Genomic DNA, 14609 nt, shown 5'->3' with positions numbered 1-14609 from the left:
TCATAATTTTCAGATTTGCCCGAACAGATCTTCCTGAAATATGTTTCTTAAAAAATAATGCAGAAAAAAGGACCACCTGTTCAGGTGGTCCTTTTTCATTATTTGGTTTGCTTATCCCCTGTCACATCAACGCTTTTAAGCTTTAAAGCGGTCTGCGCCCTACGATTTGTTTCTTCTGCCTGACTGATCATTTCTTCCAGCAGGTCCCTGACAGAAGGAATGTCCCTTACCAGTCCGGCTATCTGACCCCCATTAAGATGACCTTCTTCCAGCTTCCCTTCAATCGCACCTGTTACGTGGCGTTTTTCATCTGTCATACGATCAAATTCCTCCGCGGTCACTCCTTCTGCTTCCTTACGGAGAAGCATTTCTGCATAAGGAGTATGAAGAAGACGTCGGATTTTTCCTGTGGTCCGGCCTGTAATGACAGTACCCGTATCATCTGAATCGAGCATCGCCTTCTTATAAGCGTCATGGACGAGCGCTTCCTTTGTGGCAATGAGCCGCGTTCCCATCTGAACCCCTTCAGCACCGAGACAAAATGCAGCAGCAAGACCTCTCCCGTCACCGATGCCGCCGGCAGCAACAAGAGGAACGGAAATCCTGTCGGAAATCTGAGGGATCAGCGTCATCGTTGTTGTTTCATGAGCTGAATTTATTCCTGCAGCTTCATACCCTTCTGCTGCAATAATATCTGCTCCTGCTTCTTCTGCCTTCACAGCCTGTCTGACAGAGGCTGCAACTACGATAACCTTGATGCCCGCTGACTTAAACACGGGAATAAGCAGTTTTGGATTTCCTGCAGAGAGGCTGACCACCGGGACCTGGTGATCAAGAATGATCCGCACAATGTCTTCAGCGAATGGCTGAACACGAATTGGAAGATTTACTGCGAATGGATTTACAGTCAGTTCTTTCACCTTCTGAATTTTTGCTTCAACCTCCTCAGGGCTCATCGTACCGGCGCCGAGAGTGCCGAGTCCGCCGGCGTTTGATACCGCGGCTGTGAGCTCTGCATGACTGATATTCCCCATCCCCCCCTGAAAAATCGGATACTTTATATGTAATAACCGAGCAACTCTATTCATTTTTTCTCCCTCCGTTAAAAAAATGTTATACTTGAGTCTACCATATTCACAGGAGGCGTTTCTATGATTTATCCGTACAATAATAAGACCCCAGAGATTCACGAAAGTGTATTTCTGGCACCGGGATCCCATATTATCGGGGATGTGACCATCGGGGAGGAATCAAGCATCTGGTTTAATGCCGTACTTCGAGGAGACGAGGCTCCCATTCGGATCGGGAAGAAGTGCAACGTTCAGGATAACTCCACTCTGCATCTGTATGACAAGTTTCCTCTCATCCTTGAAGACGAAGTATCCATCGGTCATAATGTTATTCTTCACGGCTGCACGGTCCGTCAGGGTGCCCTGATCGGCATGGGAGCAACCATTCTTGACGGAACGGAAATCGGCGAGTGGTCTCTCGTAGGGGCCAATACGTTTATTCCTTCAGGTAAGAAAATCCCGCCCCGCTCCCTCGTGCTCGGTTCCCCCGGGAAAGTCGTCCGGGAGCTGACTGACGCTGATTACGAACTGATCAGGCTGACCATCGATACATACTGCCAGAAAGGAAAAGAGTTTAAGGATCAGTTGAAATAGACTGCTCTTAAGAAACGCTCTCTTCGTTGACTCAGGCATTTAATTCAGGAAGAAGGCTGCCCAGAAAGCAGCCTTTTTTTATTTGGCTCTGTTAATATCTGTTGTTGATTTCCGCTCCCTGCGCTCCCTTTCCGCGGGCACCGCTTCAGCCTTCTCGGGAGGACCGCCCTGCGGGGTATTCAGCCGGCGCTGTTCCCGCAGGAGTTTCCCGCGTTAGCTTCAATCAACGATAGATATATCAAAATTGAGCTTTAACAGAGCCTTTTATTTAGTCAGTTTTATCTTCACATACCACTCGATAACCGGCCAGGGCAGCAAGGTTTTCAGGAAAATAAGTGTACGGACCCCCCGGCCTGTCTGATAGCGGAAACGGGGTTTTTTCACCGTGCAGATCCTTTCAATCAGTCTCACAACCTCCTGTGGATCTGAAGCTGTGTGAGCAGAATGTTCGGCCATCCGATACATCGACTCGAGGGTTCCGCGGTAGCTCTCAGGAATTTCAAGATTCGCAGCGTTCATTCCTTTTTCCCAGATTCCCGTTTTGTATGACCCTGCTTCGATGAGACTCATATAAATATTCTGAGGGAGAAGTTCAAGACGAAGGGACTCGCTGCAGCCTGCCAGAGCCGTTTTCGAAGTTACATATGGCCCCAGTGCAGGGAACCCGAATCTCCCGCTGATACTGCCGAGATTAATGATTTTACCTCCTCCCGCCTCTCTCATCATGGGCAGAAAAGCCGCCGTCACTGCCACAGTTCCCAGCACATTCGTTTTCAGCTGCTCTTCCCAGTCTGTATAAGTAAGGGTTTCAGTAATCCCCCCCTTACTGTAACCGGCGTTATTAATGATTACATCAGGTGCACCAAAACGGCTTTGGACCTCTTCTTTCACTCTTTCAATCTGGGCAGGATCCGTTACATCCAGTTCCATTACTGTAATCCGGTCACTGACACCGCTGAGCGCTGCTCTTTGCTCCAGAAGATTCTCTTTAGAATAATTTCTCATAGCTGCGATGATACGAAAGCCTTTTTCAGCAAGGTAAACAGCTGTCTCCAGTCCAAAACCACTGCTTGTTCCTGTAATAAAAACGGTTTTACTCTTCATAGCTGACTCCTATTCTGAAAGAATTCAATTCATCAGTAGGGCATCCGTGCTTTTACTGCAAGTCCGATACCGGCACATGCGGCGGCCGTTACGAGATAAATGTACCATTCCGGATCGTAGGAAGTGAACAGATGGCGGTAGTCAAGCAGCAGCCACACCAGAATTCCCATATACACTGCTTGGGGCAGCAGCGCCAGCCAGGGAACCTTAAATCGGGTAAAAGCACTGTACTTCATCAGCCTGAGGGTCAGCAGAGTTGCAAATCCGCCAATCAGAAGCACCGGGATCAACAGCAGGAAGGACGCTGTGAACATAAACGGCAGAAAAAGTTTCAAGACCCCATTCAGTGCAAGAAGAATACCGGCTGCAAAAAATCCTGCATAGGTTATGGTTAACATCTTCACTTTCAGGCTCTCTTTCGGAAGTTGCTCGACCAGATCCCTTGCATACATTTTCGGATTTTTGCCATACAGGTCTTCCGGTGTTTTTCCTTCACGCTGGGCTTCAATCAAATGATCTGCAATCTCACTAAGAAGTTCCTGGGCTGCTTTTCCATCTGCATCACTTGAGTTTATATACACGTTCAGTTCACGGTAGAACACGTCATGTTCCCCGGTCAGTTGTTTTGATCTGTCGCGGTTTTGTTTGATCAGTTCATGTATGTTCACCTTTTCTCCTCCTTTGATTCTGTAAAAATTTTCTCTACTCCGTTCTGGAGATCGTTCCATTCCCGGCGGAAAGCAGTCAGAGCCTGTTTTCCACTGTCAGTAAGCACATAATATTTCCTGCTCGGGCCGCTGCTGGACCGGACCATTTTCCCCTCAATAAGCTTTTCTTTCTGCAGTCGAAGCAGCACAGGATAAATCGATCCTTCACTAATGGTTCCCAGTCCTTTTTTACCAAGCAGGACCGACAGTTCATAACCATAAGCAGGCTTATCATTAATGAGGGCCAGAATACAGCCTTCAAGAATTCCTTTCAGCATCTGACTTTTTGAGATCATTGTGTCACCTCTTCATCGGTATATTGTTAAACAAGGTATCATGGTGATAAAAAAGGGCTGGATTGGTCACCGCCCGGTACCTTGCTAAACATGATACTGTTGCAACTCTACCATGGCCCGGGTTTCGAGTCAATGCAAAAGATGCGGTTGTATTGAGGTTAGGCCTCGTACCGGACACCATACAAGTATGTCTTGCTGCTGCATTATTTAATAGAGGCCATATAGTTCCACACTAGGAGAATTTTGAGTGTTTTCCCGATTCCTCTCCGACCGGGACATAACTCCTTCTGAATTCTAAGTTAGGTCTCGAAAACTCTCCATTCAGGACGTAACTCCTTCTGAATTCTGAGTTAGGTCTCGAAAACTCTCCAATCGGGACATAACTCTCTTCCAATCCTGCATTATGTCCCGATTCCTCTCTGATCGAGACGTAACACCCTTCCAATCCTGCATTATGTTCCGATTCCTCTCCAATCGGGACATAACTCCCTTCCAATCCTGCATTATGTTCCGATTCCTCTCCGATCGAGACGTAACACCCTTCCAATCCTGCATTATGTTCCGATTCCTCTCCGATCGAGACGTAACACCCTCCAATCCTGCATTATGTCCCGATTCCTCTTGCAAATAAAAAAGAGTTCCGCAGAAAAGACTGCGGTATCCTCTTTTTTAATAGTCTATGTTAAATTTAATTGTTGATTGCAGCGAACGCGCTCCCTTTCCACGGGCACCGCTTCAGTCTCCTCGGGAAAATCGCCCCTGCGGGGTCTTCAGCCGGCGCTGTTCCAGCAGGAGTGTCGCGTGTTCACTGCAATCAACTTTTGAATAATCAGCATCAAGCTTTAACATATCCTTAATAAAATGAAAACTCCCCGGTCCTTGGACCAGGGAGTCTGCGATTACGCTTTAACTTCAGCCAGGTTTTTCTGAATCAGATCAGCAGTCAGCTGTCCTGATAATGTTACCATTGGCACCCCGCCGCCTGGGTGGGTGGAGCCGCCTACAAAATAGAGATTGTCGTACAGGTCGCTTTTACTTGGAACCTTAAACCCGCCGTTTTTCTTCTTGTCTGCTGCAATTCCGTAAATGGAACCGCCATTGGGACCATAGAGACTCTGAAGATCATCAGGAATAAACTGATACTCAAATTCAATGGCTTCCCTGAGTCCTGTAAGCCCCTGCCTTTCCAGTTTAGCAATGACTTTCTCACGGTAGTCTTCCCGATACTTCTCCCACGATTCTCCTTTCTTAAGGGGCGGAACATGGGTCAGGACAAACAGATTTTCTTTGCCTTCAGGTGCCTGGGAGGGGTCGGATTTTGCAGATACTCCAATGTAAACCGTAGGATCATCAGCTGGAATCCCCTCATCGTAAATCTGACGGAACTCCTGTTCCATATCATTTGCAAAAAAGAAATTATGGTGTGCAAGCTGGGGATACTTTTTATTCACGCCCAGAAGAAGGACCAGTCCGGATACGGACGGTATAAAAGTCTTTTCCAGTTCGGCGGCTTTTTTCATACTTACAGCCGGTTCAAGAAGAGATTCATAAGCAGGAATCACTTCAAGATTGGATACGATCAGATCCGCATGTTCCACTGAACCGTCTGCCAGCTCCACTCCGGTTGCTTCTTTCCCTTCCGTTACGATCCGTGTAACTTCCGCTTCAGTCACAACCTCGGCACCAAGCTCGTCAAGAACCTTGAGCATACCGCGGGCAATGTTGTACATTCCGCCTTCCACATAATGCACACCAATACCTAGCTGGACATAGGCAAGCTGTGACAGAACCGCTGGTGCATGGTAAGGGGATGAGCCTACATACATCACCAGAAAGTTAAACATCTGCTGCAGGCGCTTGTCTTCAAAATATCTGGATGTGCCCTCTGCCACCGTCCGCATCGGATCGAATCCGAGAAGTTCTTTTAAGGAATGCAGCTGCCGAAGCTCTGACAGTCCGGAAATACTCTCTTTATAGAAACTCTTTTTACACAGTTCATACATTTCATGTGCGTACTGGAGGTAGTCAAAATATTTTGATGCATCTTTTGGATTCACACTGCGGAGTTCATGAAGCATCTGAGGGATATCCGCTACCATGTCCAATCTGGTCCCGTCTTCAAAAAAAGAACGCCAGCCCGGCTCAATCCGGGTGATCGTCATATAATCGGATAGATCTTTCCCTGCGCTTTTGAACAGTTTTTCCAGTACCCAGGGCATTGTAAGAATCGAGGGGCCGGTGTCAAAGGTAAATCCTTTCCCCGAGCGCTGGTTCAGTTTTCCGCCGGCACGCTCGTTTTTTTCCAGCACCTTCACTTCATGCCCGTCAGCCGCAAGTCTTATTGCAGCCGAAAGGCCGCCAAGTCCTCCACCAATAACCACCACGCGTTTTTTTCCCATCCACTTTCCTCCTCTAATATTTAGTAAAGATAAGGAATAAACCGGTAACGTGAAGAACACCATGACCGGTACCCGTCTCCAAGAACTTCAATAAGCATGCGCTCTTCAAGCCTCATCCTCATAACCAGTGCCGGCAGTACGAAAACAATAACGGCCGCAAGCCCGGCAGCACTGCCCATAAATAAAGCAATACCTGCAGTACAAAACAGAAGTGCCGTGTACAGGGGGTGTCTGAGTTTCCGGTAGGGACCGGAACTCACCAGATCAACCTCGGATTCCACTGCTACATCACGGGAGAACATTCTACCGAGTTCCAGGATTCCCCAGTACCTGAGTAAAACGCCGAAACTGTAAATCAGAAGCCCCGATACTGCAAACATACTGTGATCCGGCAGTACAATAAACACGCTTTCTCTGCTTACTACAGAGATGAAAATCGTTACGGCAACTGCAGCGACAATCCAGCGAAAGGACCGTTTTTCCCTTTTTGTTCCTTCATTCGGTTTACGGTCTCTGAAAAGAACAAATTCCAAAAGCCACACTGCAGTAATCAAAAAGAACAGGATGTCCAGAATCAAGCGGTCCCCCCCTCTCCGGTTTAAAAAAGCCGCTCCTATTGGATACCCTTTCCAGATACATTATAATCCTGTAAAACATTCGCCGGCGCAACCGGCTTCTCCTTCTTCTGTAAGAAAAACACCTTATAGCCGGAAAAGCCCGGAAAGACATATGTCCTCCCAGGCTCCAAACTCCCTATTCATTTACCATCAGCGGATGTGAAAACGCATTGTACTCCCTGCTCCGCCTGGTAATCTCGTTGCCTTCCCGGAAGATTGATTCGAAAAAACGACTTGCCGGCTCTGCAAGAGCGCGGTAATAGTCACTGAAAAGGGCCGCAGCATATACACCAAGCCACTGGTCGGGTAGGAGTTCATCAGGGAGCCCCGGATCCACAAAAAGGAACTTCCGGTACTCGTGTACAAGCTTGGTCCGCTCTACAAAGCATTCCCCATCAGGCATGCTGCCTTTTTCTATCTTGTTTTTATCAATAATAAATTTTTCGCTATAAGTGGAAATAAACGACTGGTACCTTTTATTAATATCATCCAGGTTCCAGCTTTCCTCAACTACCTGCCTGCTCGTCCGCGGCCCTTTGTGCTCGGAAACAAAAAAGTGCACATAGTCCTCAATTCCGTATTTAGCAATCAGGTTTTCCACCTGTTTATCAAGACGGTTCGGACTAATCCAGCAGCTGTTGGACAAAGTCCCGAACCCGCTCCAGACGAGCTCTTTTCTAAGTTCATCCCTCAGGTTTCGCTTTGCTTCGGGAATGGTATACAAAAGCATCCGCCATTTTCCGTCCCATTTGTCATTTCTAAGCTTAAAGATCCTTTCGGCCGCCTCATCCATCCTGCTGACACCTCTGTCTGAAAGGAAATAAAAGCTTTTGTTCCCTTCCTTTCTCGATTGCACCCATCCCTGTTTGTTCATACGGGAAATGGCTGCCCGGATAGACTGTTCGTTATGACCGAATTCCTTCAGAAGCTGAATTAGACTTCCGATCCAAATCTCATTGCCGTAATGCCGGATATAGTCCCCATAAAGGGTAAATATCATTGATCTTGTGTTCAGACTCTCTTCCATACCATAAACCTTCTCTCTTTCCTGATGCGCCGCACAGACAGCTTTAAGTGAGTATATCCGTCCGTCAGTTTCGCAAAGCTTTGCTGCATGCCATCGCCTGCTTTCCGCAGTGCCGGAGTGACTGTCCCCAATGTCTCGGGAGTCCCGCTCGCTCCCGGCGTGCAGGAGGGCATTACAAACATTTTCTGACAAAAGGTATACTCACTTATACAGTTTTTTAAAATGATTATCCCATCTGTCAGTAAGATCTCCACTGCAAGCCATCCGCTCGCTTCCCGCGGCGGTGCCGGCAAGCCTCCTAATGCTTTGCATTGTGGGGTCTCGCCTGGCCAATCTGCTTCTTCCTCTTCAAGCAAAGCTACGAGGCTCGCTGTGTCGAAGCAAATCGGAGCTTAATCGAGATGTAAACGCTCTTCACTGCCGCAGGAGTCTCGCTCCTGGATTGCAGCTTCGCTTGTTATATAAATGGAGGATTAGGGACTCTGCTGACTCAAAGGGATACTCATTTTGTTAATGTTTACACATTATAGCGGAAAACTAATCCGATGTAAATTTTACGCACGACTGCAATTTCGTCACAGGATTGGAATGCTGTTTAAGGTTTTCTTACAATCATACTTATACCCTGACCGACCCCGACACACATGGTTGCCAATCCGCAGTCCACATTACGCCGCTTCATTTCATGAACAAGCGTTGTAAGAATACGGGCTCCACTCGCACCTAGAGGATGACCAAATGCGATCGCTCCGCCATTAACGTTCACAATCTCCTCCGAAAGACCGAGCTGGCGGACACATTCAACAGACTGGGATGCAAAAGCTTCGTTAAGCTCTATTAATCCCAGATCTCCCACGGTCAATCCGCTCCGTTCAAGCGCCTTTTTTGTAGAATGAACTGGCCCTGTTCCCATAATTGCGGGCTCAAGACCCGCCGTTGCTGTAGTCACATATTCGGCAAGCGGTTCAAGACCAAGAGCGTCCGCTTTTTCCCTGCTCATCACCAGAAGGACGGAAGCGCCATCATTTACACCTGATGCATTACCTGCTGTTACGGAACCGCCTTCGAAAAGGGGGCGGAGTGCAGCAAGCTTCTCGGGCGTCACTTCAGGTCTGGGATGTTCATCAGTATCCACAGTAACCGTATTTCCTTTACGGTCCTGCCACGTTACGGGTACGATTTCATCAGCAAACCGTCCCGTTTCCATCGCTGCTTTTGCCCGCATCTGACTCTGGTAGGCAAAGGCATCCTGATCCTCACGGGTCACATTAAACCGCTCTGCCACATTGTCTGCCGTTTCAGGCATTGAATCCGTACCGTACATTTCTTTCATCTTTGTGTTTACAAACCGCCATCCAATTGTTGTATCATGAATAGTCATATCACCTCGGGGGAAATCTCTTTCCGGCTTTGCCATTACGAATGGGGCACGGGTCATACTCTCTGTTCCGCCTGCAATAAATACGTCACCCTCTCCCGCAAGTATGGCACGGGCTGCATACGCGACCGCATCAAGTCCCGAGCCGCACAAACGGTTCACAGTCGTCCCGGCTGCTTCAACAGGGAGACCTGCAAGAAGGGCAGACATTCTCGCTACGTTTCTGTTGTCTTCTCCCGCCCCGTTGGCATTTCCCATAACGACTTCCTCAATATCTTCCGGTCGAAGAGCCGGATTACGATCGAGCAGCGCACGAATAACAACAGCCCCCAGATCATCCGGGCGGACCGACTTAAGAGCGCCTTTGTATCTTCCGATTGGCGTTCTGACGGCATCTACTATGACCGCTGTTTTCATCGGACCTCCTCCTTCCTGCTCGTGTATTCATAAACACCTTTTCCGGTTTTTCTGCCAAGACGTCCGGCTTTTACGTACTTAACCAGCAGCGGCGAAGGACGGTATTTTTCTCCCAATGTCTTATGGAGGTAGTTAAGATTGTTCAATCGTGTGTCCAGACCGACCAGATCACCCAGCTCGAAGGGCCCCATTGGATAATTCAGTCCCAGCTTAATGGCCCGGTCTATTTCTTCAGGCGTTCCGACACCTTCCTGAAGCATGTAAAACGCTTCGTTTCCTACCAGGGCACTGATTCTGCTGGTGACAAAGCCCGGGAATTCATTCACAACGACGGTTTCCTTGCCCATCTGTCTTGCTGTCTGTTCAGCAATCTTGGCTGTTTGGTCACTCGTTTCAAGACCGCGAACGATCTCTACAAGCGGCATTTTATGAACCGGGTTAAAAAAGTGCATGGCAATAGTACGCTCCGGGCGGGATGTAAATGAGCCGATTTCTGTCGGACTCATGGTTGACGTATTGGTGGCAAAGAGACAGGAGTCCTGAGCATCCTCTTCCAGCTGCTGAAAAACAGCCTTCTTTATATCCAGATTTTCCGGTACAGCTTCAATAATCAGATCTGCTTCAGCAGCCCCTTCATTTATGGAATTTGTATAGCGGAGTCTCTCCTGGGCATATTCTGCCTCCTCAGCAGTGATTTTTGCCCTCTCTACACCTTTTTGAAAAGTTTTTCTTATTTCACCGGCTGCTGCCTCAAGTGCCTGTTCATTAATATCTACGAGAATTGTGGAAAATCCCGCTGCCGCGCTGACATAGGCAATTCCCCGGCCCATGACACCGGAGCCAATTACGGTAATATGTCTGACTAGTTTATAATTCGTATTCATGAGTACCTCCTGTATTTGCTTCTTTATTAATATTAACTGTGATTTCGTTAATTGGTAAAAAAAGCGGGAGCGCCTTTATCAGCGCCCCCATCAATATGTGTCAGGTGAGTAAAGAATCCCGGCAGAGAGCCATGCTCCGCTTCTTTACCGGTCTGCCTTCCTAAATGCCGAACAGGTTTAGATGACGGCTGCCTGAATAGGACAGGACACTTTTCGTTTCCGTATAAAGGTCCAGCGTTTCTGCACACACTTCACGTCCGATGCCGGACTGCTTGTAGCCGCCAAACGGGGTGCCGGCAAAAACAGAGATTGGGCAGTTAATCATCACTGTGCCGGCCTGCAGGCTTCCGGCTACTCGTGTAGCAGTACCATGATCTTTGGTCCATACCGCTGCCGCAAGTCCGTATTTGGAATCGTTCGCCATTGCAAGACCTTCTTTTTCGTCCTTAAAAGGCATTACAACGACAACCGGCCCGAAGATTTCTTCCTGGGCAATTTCCATATCGTTTGTGACGTCAGTCATGATTGTCGGTGCGTACCAGAAGCCTTCCTCGTGTCCTTCAGGACGAATCTGCTCGCCGCCAGTCACCACTTTCGCACCATCCTTAACCGCACGCTGGACGAAGCCATCAATCACAGCTACCTGATCCTGGCTGATAATGGAACCAAGGTGTGTCGTTTTTTCAAGAGGATTGCCGACCTGAAGCTTTTTCGTCTTCGCTGTGAATTTCTCAAGGAACTCATCATAAATGTCCTCATGGACAAACAGACGTGAACGGGCTTCACAGGACTGGCCGCTATTGTTAAAGATTCCAAACAGACTTCCGTCAACCGCAGCATCGAGATCTGCATCGGCAAAAACAAGACTCGGTGACTTGCCCCCCAGTTCGAGAGTGACCCGCTTCAATGACTCAGAAGCTTTTGCCATGATGTTTTTCCCTGTTTTCGTCTCCCCGGTAAAAGCAACCTTATCAACGCCTTCATGGTCAATCAGTGCAGCACCTACTGTTGAACCCGGGCCTGTGAGCACGTTGACTACGCCTTCAGGTACACCTGCTTCATGGCAGATCTCTGTAAGAATAATGGCTGTGAGCGGTGTAAGACTCGCCGGCTTTAAAACGATCGAACATCCTGCAGCAATTGCAGGTGCCACTTTCCATGAAGCCATCATGAACGGATAGTTCCAGGGAATAATCTGAGCTGCTACGCCAATCGGTTCTTTTTGTGTGTAGTTTAAAAATCCTCCTGGAACATTGTTCACCGAACCGGTATTTGTATTAATCGCCCCTGCATAAAATTCGAACACTTCAATGGATGCCATGACCTGCCCCTGGGCTGCTCCGAGGCTTTTGCCGCTGTTAAGCACTTCAAGTTCAACGATTTCATTAAAACGGGAACGTAGAATTCCTGCAATTTTATTCAGCACACGTGCCCGCTTCCCTGCAGGGAAACGCTTCCATTTCCCTTTGTCAAAAGCCTGTCTTGCAGCTGCAACCGCACGATCTACGTCTTCAACGCCTGCTTTTGCCACTTCAGCAAGGGGCTTGCCTGTAGCGGGATTGTAAGTCACAAACGTATCATTGGATGAACTGCTGGTGGATTCCCCGTTAATCACCATCTGGTACATGTCTCGCTTCATTGTCTCGCTGCCGATCTGCTTTTCTTCTACACTCTTCACGATCGATCCCTCCAACTGATTTTTATGTTATTTACCGGAGTATTCCGGTGTACGCTTGGCGAAAAAGGCGTTTATTCCTTCTTTATGATCCTTTGTCTGCCCCGCTGTCCGCTGGGCGTATGCTTCGTATTCAAGCATATCGTTTAAATCATGATCCCAGCTTTTGTATAAGTATCTTTTTATCAGACCAATTGCTTTTGTCGGCATACATGCAAGCCGCTCGGCGAACTGCTTTACATCATCCATAAACTGCTCTTCAGGAGAGACACTGGTGACAAGGCCAATGTTTTTAGCCTCATCTGCTTTAATTTTTTCTCCAAGCACAGCCAGTTCCATCGCTTTCGCATGACCAACGAGTCTCGGGAGATAGAAAAGATTCCCTGAATCGGGTACGAGCCCGATATGAATGAACGCTTCAACAAAACTGGCTTTTTCCGAAGCGAGGCGGAAATCCGAAGCAAGGGCCAGACTCATTCCCGCTCCTGCAGCAACGCCGTTCACTGCAGCGATGATAGGTTTTTCAAGTGCCGCCATCTCACGGATCATCGGATTGTAACGATTACGGAGGAATTCGGCGTGATCAGTATCTTCATGAACACCTGCGAGATCCTCCCCTGCCGAAAATGCTCTACCGCTGCCGGTAATGACGACAGAACGGACCTGCTCGTCTTTTCGCACATTCCTGAACGCTTTAATTATTTCTTTATTCATCTGCTCGGTGAATGCGTTCAGGTTGTCCGGCCGGTTCAGTGTAATCCAGGCAACATGGTTTTCAACACGATACTCGATTGTTTCAAACATGTTTTTACTCCTCTCTACTTTCCTGTAAACCGCGGTTTACGTTTTTCGAGAAACGCCTGCATGCCTTCTTTCTGGTCAGCCGATGAAAACAGGAGATAGAAGTTTTTCCTTTCAAGCTCCATCCCTTCCTGAAGCGGATGATCAACCGCTTTATTCGCCGCTTCCTTGATCAGACGCAGGGACAACGGCGGCTGCTCCGCAAGCCGGTGTGCAAACTTCATCGTTTCCTCCATCACAAGTTCCGGTGCAATAAGACGGTTGACAATTCCGTACCTGAGTGCCTCTTTCGGAGGAATCGAATCCCCTGTCCAAAGATACTCGAGCGCTTTTGTTTTGCCCATAAGCTTCGTCAGTCTCTGGGTGCCGCCCGCGCCCGGCATGACGGCAAGGTTAACTTCCGGAAAACGGAAGTCAGCTGTTTCCGAGGCGAAAAGAAGGTCGCAGTTCAGGGCGAGTTCAAATCCGCCTCCGAACACGAAACCGTTAACAGCCCCGATTACCGGTTTTTTGATATATGACAGCCGATCCCACTGGGCAAACTGATTCAACAGCTCCAGACTGACAGCATCATCGTCCGCCATTTCCTCAATATCCGCTCCTGCCGCAAAAGCCCTTTCATCACCGGTTAAAACCATAATTTTAATTTTGTTATCCCGGTCATAATGAAACAGCTGCTCCACCACTTCATCAACCATCTGACGGTTGAGGGCGTTATACACGTCCGGACGGTGAAGCTGAATCACACCTACTTCACCCTCCGTCCAGTGCCGGATCGTATTCTCAGTCTTCATTTGCTTCTTCCCCGATCATAAGCGTGACCAGGTTGCCGGCAAATCCCATCAGATCCTTTCCACTGGCTTTTGCTTCGTCAGTTTTCATTGCTTTTTTCAGAGAATCGTTGTCATCATAATACATTTCACACATCAGGTAATACTCGCTTTCTCCCATAGGAGAGCCGACTACTCTGGTAACTTCCATTTTGCGGAGTCCCGGAATTTTTTTCGTAATCGGAGTATGTGTGTTGAAGTAATGATCATCAAATGCTGCCTTATCCTCAGGGTGTTTGTAGAGTGCAATCAGTTTTACCATTATGCTTCATCCTCTCAAGGTTATATTTGTCCGGCATTCCGAGTCTAAAAATCGAGATCGGCTACCGGTTTCATCGCTTCGAACGGATTCTTACAGCTTTTACAGTAAAGAATGCTTCTGCAGGCGGTCGGCCCGAAAATGTTTTCCATAGTGGTGTATAACGATCCGCAGTAAGGACAGTCAATTTTCCATGGCTCTCCCGGCGTATGGCTGGCCGGTGGCGGAGCAATTCCGTATTCCTTGAGCTTTTCCTTCCCCTCACTGCTGATGGCATCCGTAGTCCATGGAGGATCGTAGACGTATTTAACTTCTGCCTCATTGACACCCTCAACCTCCATGACAGCGGTTTCAACAGAACGTTTAATGATGTCGAGGGCCGGACACCCCACAAAGGTCGGTGTGGCTTTGATCAGAGCTTTACCGTCGCTGCAGTCCACACTGGCAATCATGCCAAGTTCAACGACACTGATGGACGGGATTTCCGGGTCTTTCACTGACTGCAGGGCGAGGCGGATGGCCTCTTCCATTTCTGTTTTCTCAATCACCAT

The 14609-nt window shown here is 48.2% G+C and carries 15 protein-coding genes; 1 reads left to right on the top strand and 14 read right to left on the bottom strand.

Features of this window, described 5'->3' with window-relative positions; all coding sequences use genetic code 11:
* Nucleotides 1–98: 98 nt before the first annotated feature.
* The gene (locus CR205_RS04560) at nucleotides 99–1088 is read right to left on the bottom strand and encodes an NAD(P)H-dependent flavin oxidoreductase (protein WP_110517385.1); all 990 of its coding nucleotides are present in this window, start codon (nucleotides 1086–1088) and stop codon (nucleotides 99–101) included.
* A 63-nt stretch (nucleotides 1089–1151) separates the two neighbouring features.
* Here CR205_RS04560 and CR205_RS04555 point away from each other — a divergent pair, with 63 nt between their 5' ends.
* The gene (locus CR205_RS04555; protein WP_110517383.1) at nucleotides 1152–1664 is read left to right on the top strand and encodes a gamma carbonic anhydrase family protein; all 513 of its coding nucleotides are present in this window, start codon (nucleotides 1152–1154) and stop codon (nucleotides 1662–1664) included.
* Between the two features lie 264 nt (nucleotides 1665–1928).
* Here CR205_RS04555 and CR205_RS04550 read toward each other — a convergent pair whose 3' ends face one another.
* The 13 genes from CR205_RS04550 to paaD all read right to left on the bottom strand — a co-directional run bounded on the left by CR205_RS04550 (nucleotide 1929) and on the right by paaD (nucleotide 14609).
* Nucleotides 1929–2768 (bottom strand): SDR family NAD(P)-dependent oxidoreductase, encoded by an 840-nt coding sequence (locus CR205_RS04550; protein ID WP_110517381.1) that lies wholly within the window; start codon nucleotides 2766–2768, stop codon nucleotides 1929–1931.
* 32 nt (nucleotides 2769–2800) lie between these two features.
* Nucleotides 2801–3436: a DUF1129 family protein gene (locus tag CR205_RS04545; protein WP_161524672.1), complete on the bottom strand. Its 636-nt coding sequence runs from the start codon at nucleotides 3434–3436 to the stop codon at nucleotides 2801–2803.
* Entirely contained in the window at nucleotides 3433–3771 is a 339-nt protein-coding gene (locus CR205_RS04540; RefSeq protein WP_110517377.1) for a PadR family transcriptional regulator, read from the bottom strand. The genes CR205_RS04545 and CR205_RS04540 overlap by 4 nt, the downstream gene beginning before the upstream one ends.
* An 899-nt stretch (nucleotides 3772–4670) precedes the next feature.
* Nucleotides 4671–6170: a phytoene desaturase family protein gene (locus CR205_RS04530; RefSeq protein ID WP_110517373.1), complete on the bottom strand. Its 1500-nt coding sequence runs from the start codon at nucleotides 6168–6170 to the stop codon at nucleotides 4671–4673.
* A 20-nt stretch (nucleotides 6171–6190) separates the two neighbouring features.
* On the bottom strand, nucleotides 6191–6748 hold the full coding sequence (locus CR205_RS04525; protein ID WP_110517371.1) for a methyltransferase family protein: 558 nt from the start codon (nucleotides 6746–6748) through the stop codon (nucleotides 6191–6193).
* A gap of 175 nt (nucleotides 6749–6923) precedes the next feature.
* On the bottom strand, nucleotides 6924–7814 hold the full coding sequence (paaX, locus tag CR205_RS04520; protein ID WP_201745346.1) for a phenylacetic acid degradation operon negative regulatory protein PaaX: 891 nt from the start codon (nucleotides 7812–7814) through the stop codon (nucleotides 6924–6926).
* 595 nt (nucleotides 7815–8409) lie between these two features.
* The gene (locus CR205_RS04510; RefSeq protein WP_110517367.1) at nucleotides 8410–9609 is read right to left on the bottom strand and encodes an acetyl-CoA C-acyltransferase; all 1200 of its coding nucleotides are present in this window, start codon (nucleotides 9607–9609) and stop codon (nucleotides 8410–8412) included.
* On the bottom strand, nucleotides 9606–10493 hold the full coding sequence (locus CR205_RS04505; RefSeq protein WP_110517366.1) for a 3-hydroxyacyl-CoA dehydrogenase: 888 nt from the start codon (nucleotides 10491–10493) through the stop codon (nucleotides 9606–9608). The genes CR205_RS04510 and CR205_RS04505 overlap by 4 nt, the downstream gene beginning before the upstream one ends.
* Nucleotides 10494–10653: 160 nt before the next feature.
* Nucleotides 10654–12132, bottom strand: a complete 1479-nt coding sequence (locus CR205_RS04500) for an aldehyde dehydrogenase family protein (RefSeq protein WP_407923559.1) — start codon at nucleotides 12130–12132, stop codon at nucleotides 10654–10656.
* A 66-nt stretch (nucleotides 12133–12198) separates the two neighbouring features.
* Nucleotides 12199–12972, bottom strand: a complete 774-nt coding sequence (locus CR205_RS04495; protein WP_110517362.1) for an enoyl-CoA hydratase-related protein — start codon at nucleotides 12970–12972, stop codon at nucleotides 12199–12201.
* A 14-nt stretch (nucleotides 12973–12986) separates the two neighbouring features.
* Complete coding sequence (locus tag CR205_RS04490; protein WP_110517360.1) at nucleotides 12987–13763, bottom strand: enoyl-CoA hydratase/isomerase family protein; 777 nt, start codon at nucleotides 13761–13763, stop codon at nucleotides 12987–12989.
* Nucleotides 13753–14061: an EthD family reductase gene (locus CR205_RS04485; RefSeq protein WP_110517358.1), complete on the bottom strand. Its 309-nt coding sequence runs from the start codon at nucleotides 14059–14061 to the stop codon at nucleotides 13753–13755. Before CR205_RS04485 ends, CR205_RS04490 begins: the two co-directional genes overlap by 11 nt.
* A 44-nt stretch (nucleotides 14062–14105) precedes the next feature.
* The gene (gene paaD, locus CR205_RS04480) at nucleotides 14106–14609 is read right to left on the bottom strand and encodes a 1,2-phenylacetyl-CoA epoxidase subunit PaaD (protein ID WP_407923542.1); all 504 of its coding nucleotides are present in this window, start codon (nucleotides 14607–14609) and stop codon (nucleotides 14106–14108) included.

Origin of the sequence: Alteribacter lacisalsi (genome assembly GCF_003226345.1) — a bacterium.
Taxonomy (GTDB): domain Bacteria; phylum Bacillota; class Bacilli; order Bacillales; family Salisediminibacteriaceae; genus Alteribacter; species Alteribacter lacisalsi.
Note: the sequence above shows the minus strand (reverse complement) of the source record. Positions and strands in the feature narration are given on the sequence as shown.

Excerpts from the sequence above, each read along its gene's own strand:
- CR205_RS04510 (WP_110517367.1), bottom strand. The coding sequence starts at position 9,609 with ATGAAAACAGCGGTCATAGTAGATGCCGTCAGAACGCCAATCGGAAGA.
- CR205_RS04490 (WP_110517360.1), bottom strand. The coding sequence starts at position 13,763 with ATGAAGACTGAGAATACGATCCGGCACTGGACGGAGGGTGAAGTAGGT.
- CR205_RS04485 (WP_110517358.1), bottom strand. The coding sequence starts at position 14,061 with ATGGTAAAACTGATTGCACTCTACAAACACCCTGAGGATAAGGCAGCA.
- CR205_RS04540 (WP_110517377.1), bottom strand. The coding sequence starts at position 3,771 with ATGATCTCAAAAAGTCAGATGCTGAAAGGAATTCTTGAAGGCTGTATT.
- CR205_RS04495 (WP_110517362.1), bottom strand. The coding sequence starts at position 12,972 with ATGTTTGAAACAATCGAGTATCGTGTTGAAAACCATGTTGCCTGGATT.
- paaX (WP_201745346.1), bottom strand. The coding sequence starts at position 7,814 with ATGGAAGAGAGTCTGAACACAAGATCAATGATATTTACCCTTTATGGG.
- CR205_RS04500 (WP_407923559.1), bottom strand. The coding sequence starts at position 12,132 with ATGAAGCGAGACATGTACCAGATGGTGATTAACGGGGAATCCACCAGC.
- paaD (WP_407923542.1), bottom strand. The coding sequence starts at position 14,609 with ATGGTGATTGAGAAAACAGAAATGGAAGAGGCCATCCGCCTCGCCCTG.
- CR205_RS04550 (WP_110517381.1), bottom strand. The coding sequence starts at position 2,768 with ATGAAGAGTAAAACCGTTTTTATTACAGGAACAAGCAGTGGTTTTGGA.
- CR205_RS04560 (WP_110517385.1), bottom strand. The coding sequence starts at position 1,088 with ATGAATAGAGTTGCTCGGTTATTACATATAAAGTATCCGATTTTTCAG.
- CR205_RS04505 (WP_110517366.1), bottom strand. The coding sequence starts at position 10,493 with ATGAATACGAATTATAAACTAGTCAGACATATTACCGTAATTGGCTCC.
- CR205_RS04530 (WP_110517373.1), bottom strand. The coding sequence starts at position 6,170 with ATGGGAAAAAAACGCGTGGTGGTTATTGGTGGAGGACTTGGCGGCCTT.
- CR205_RS04555 (WP_110517383.1), top strand. The coding sequence starts at position 1,152 with ATGATTTATCCGTACAATAATAAGACCCCAGAGATTCACGAAAGTGTA.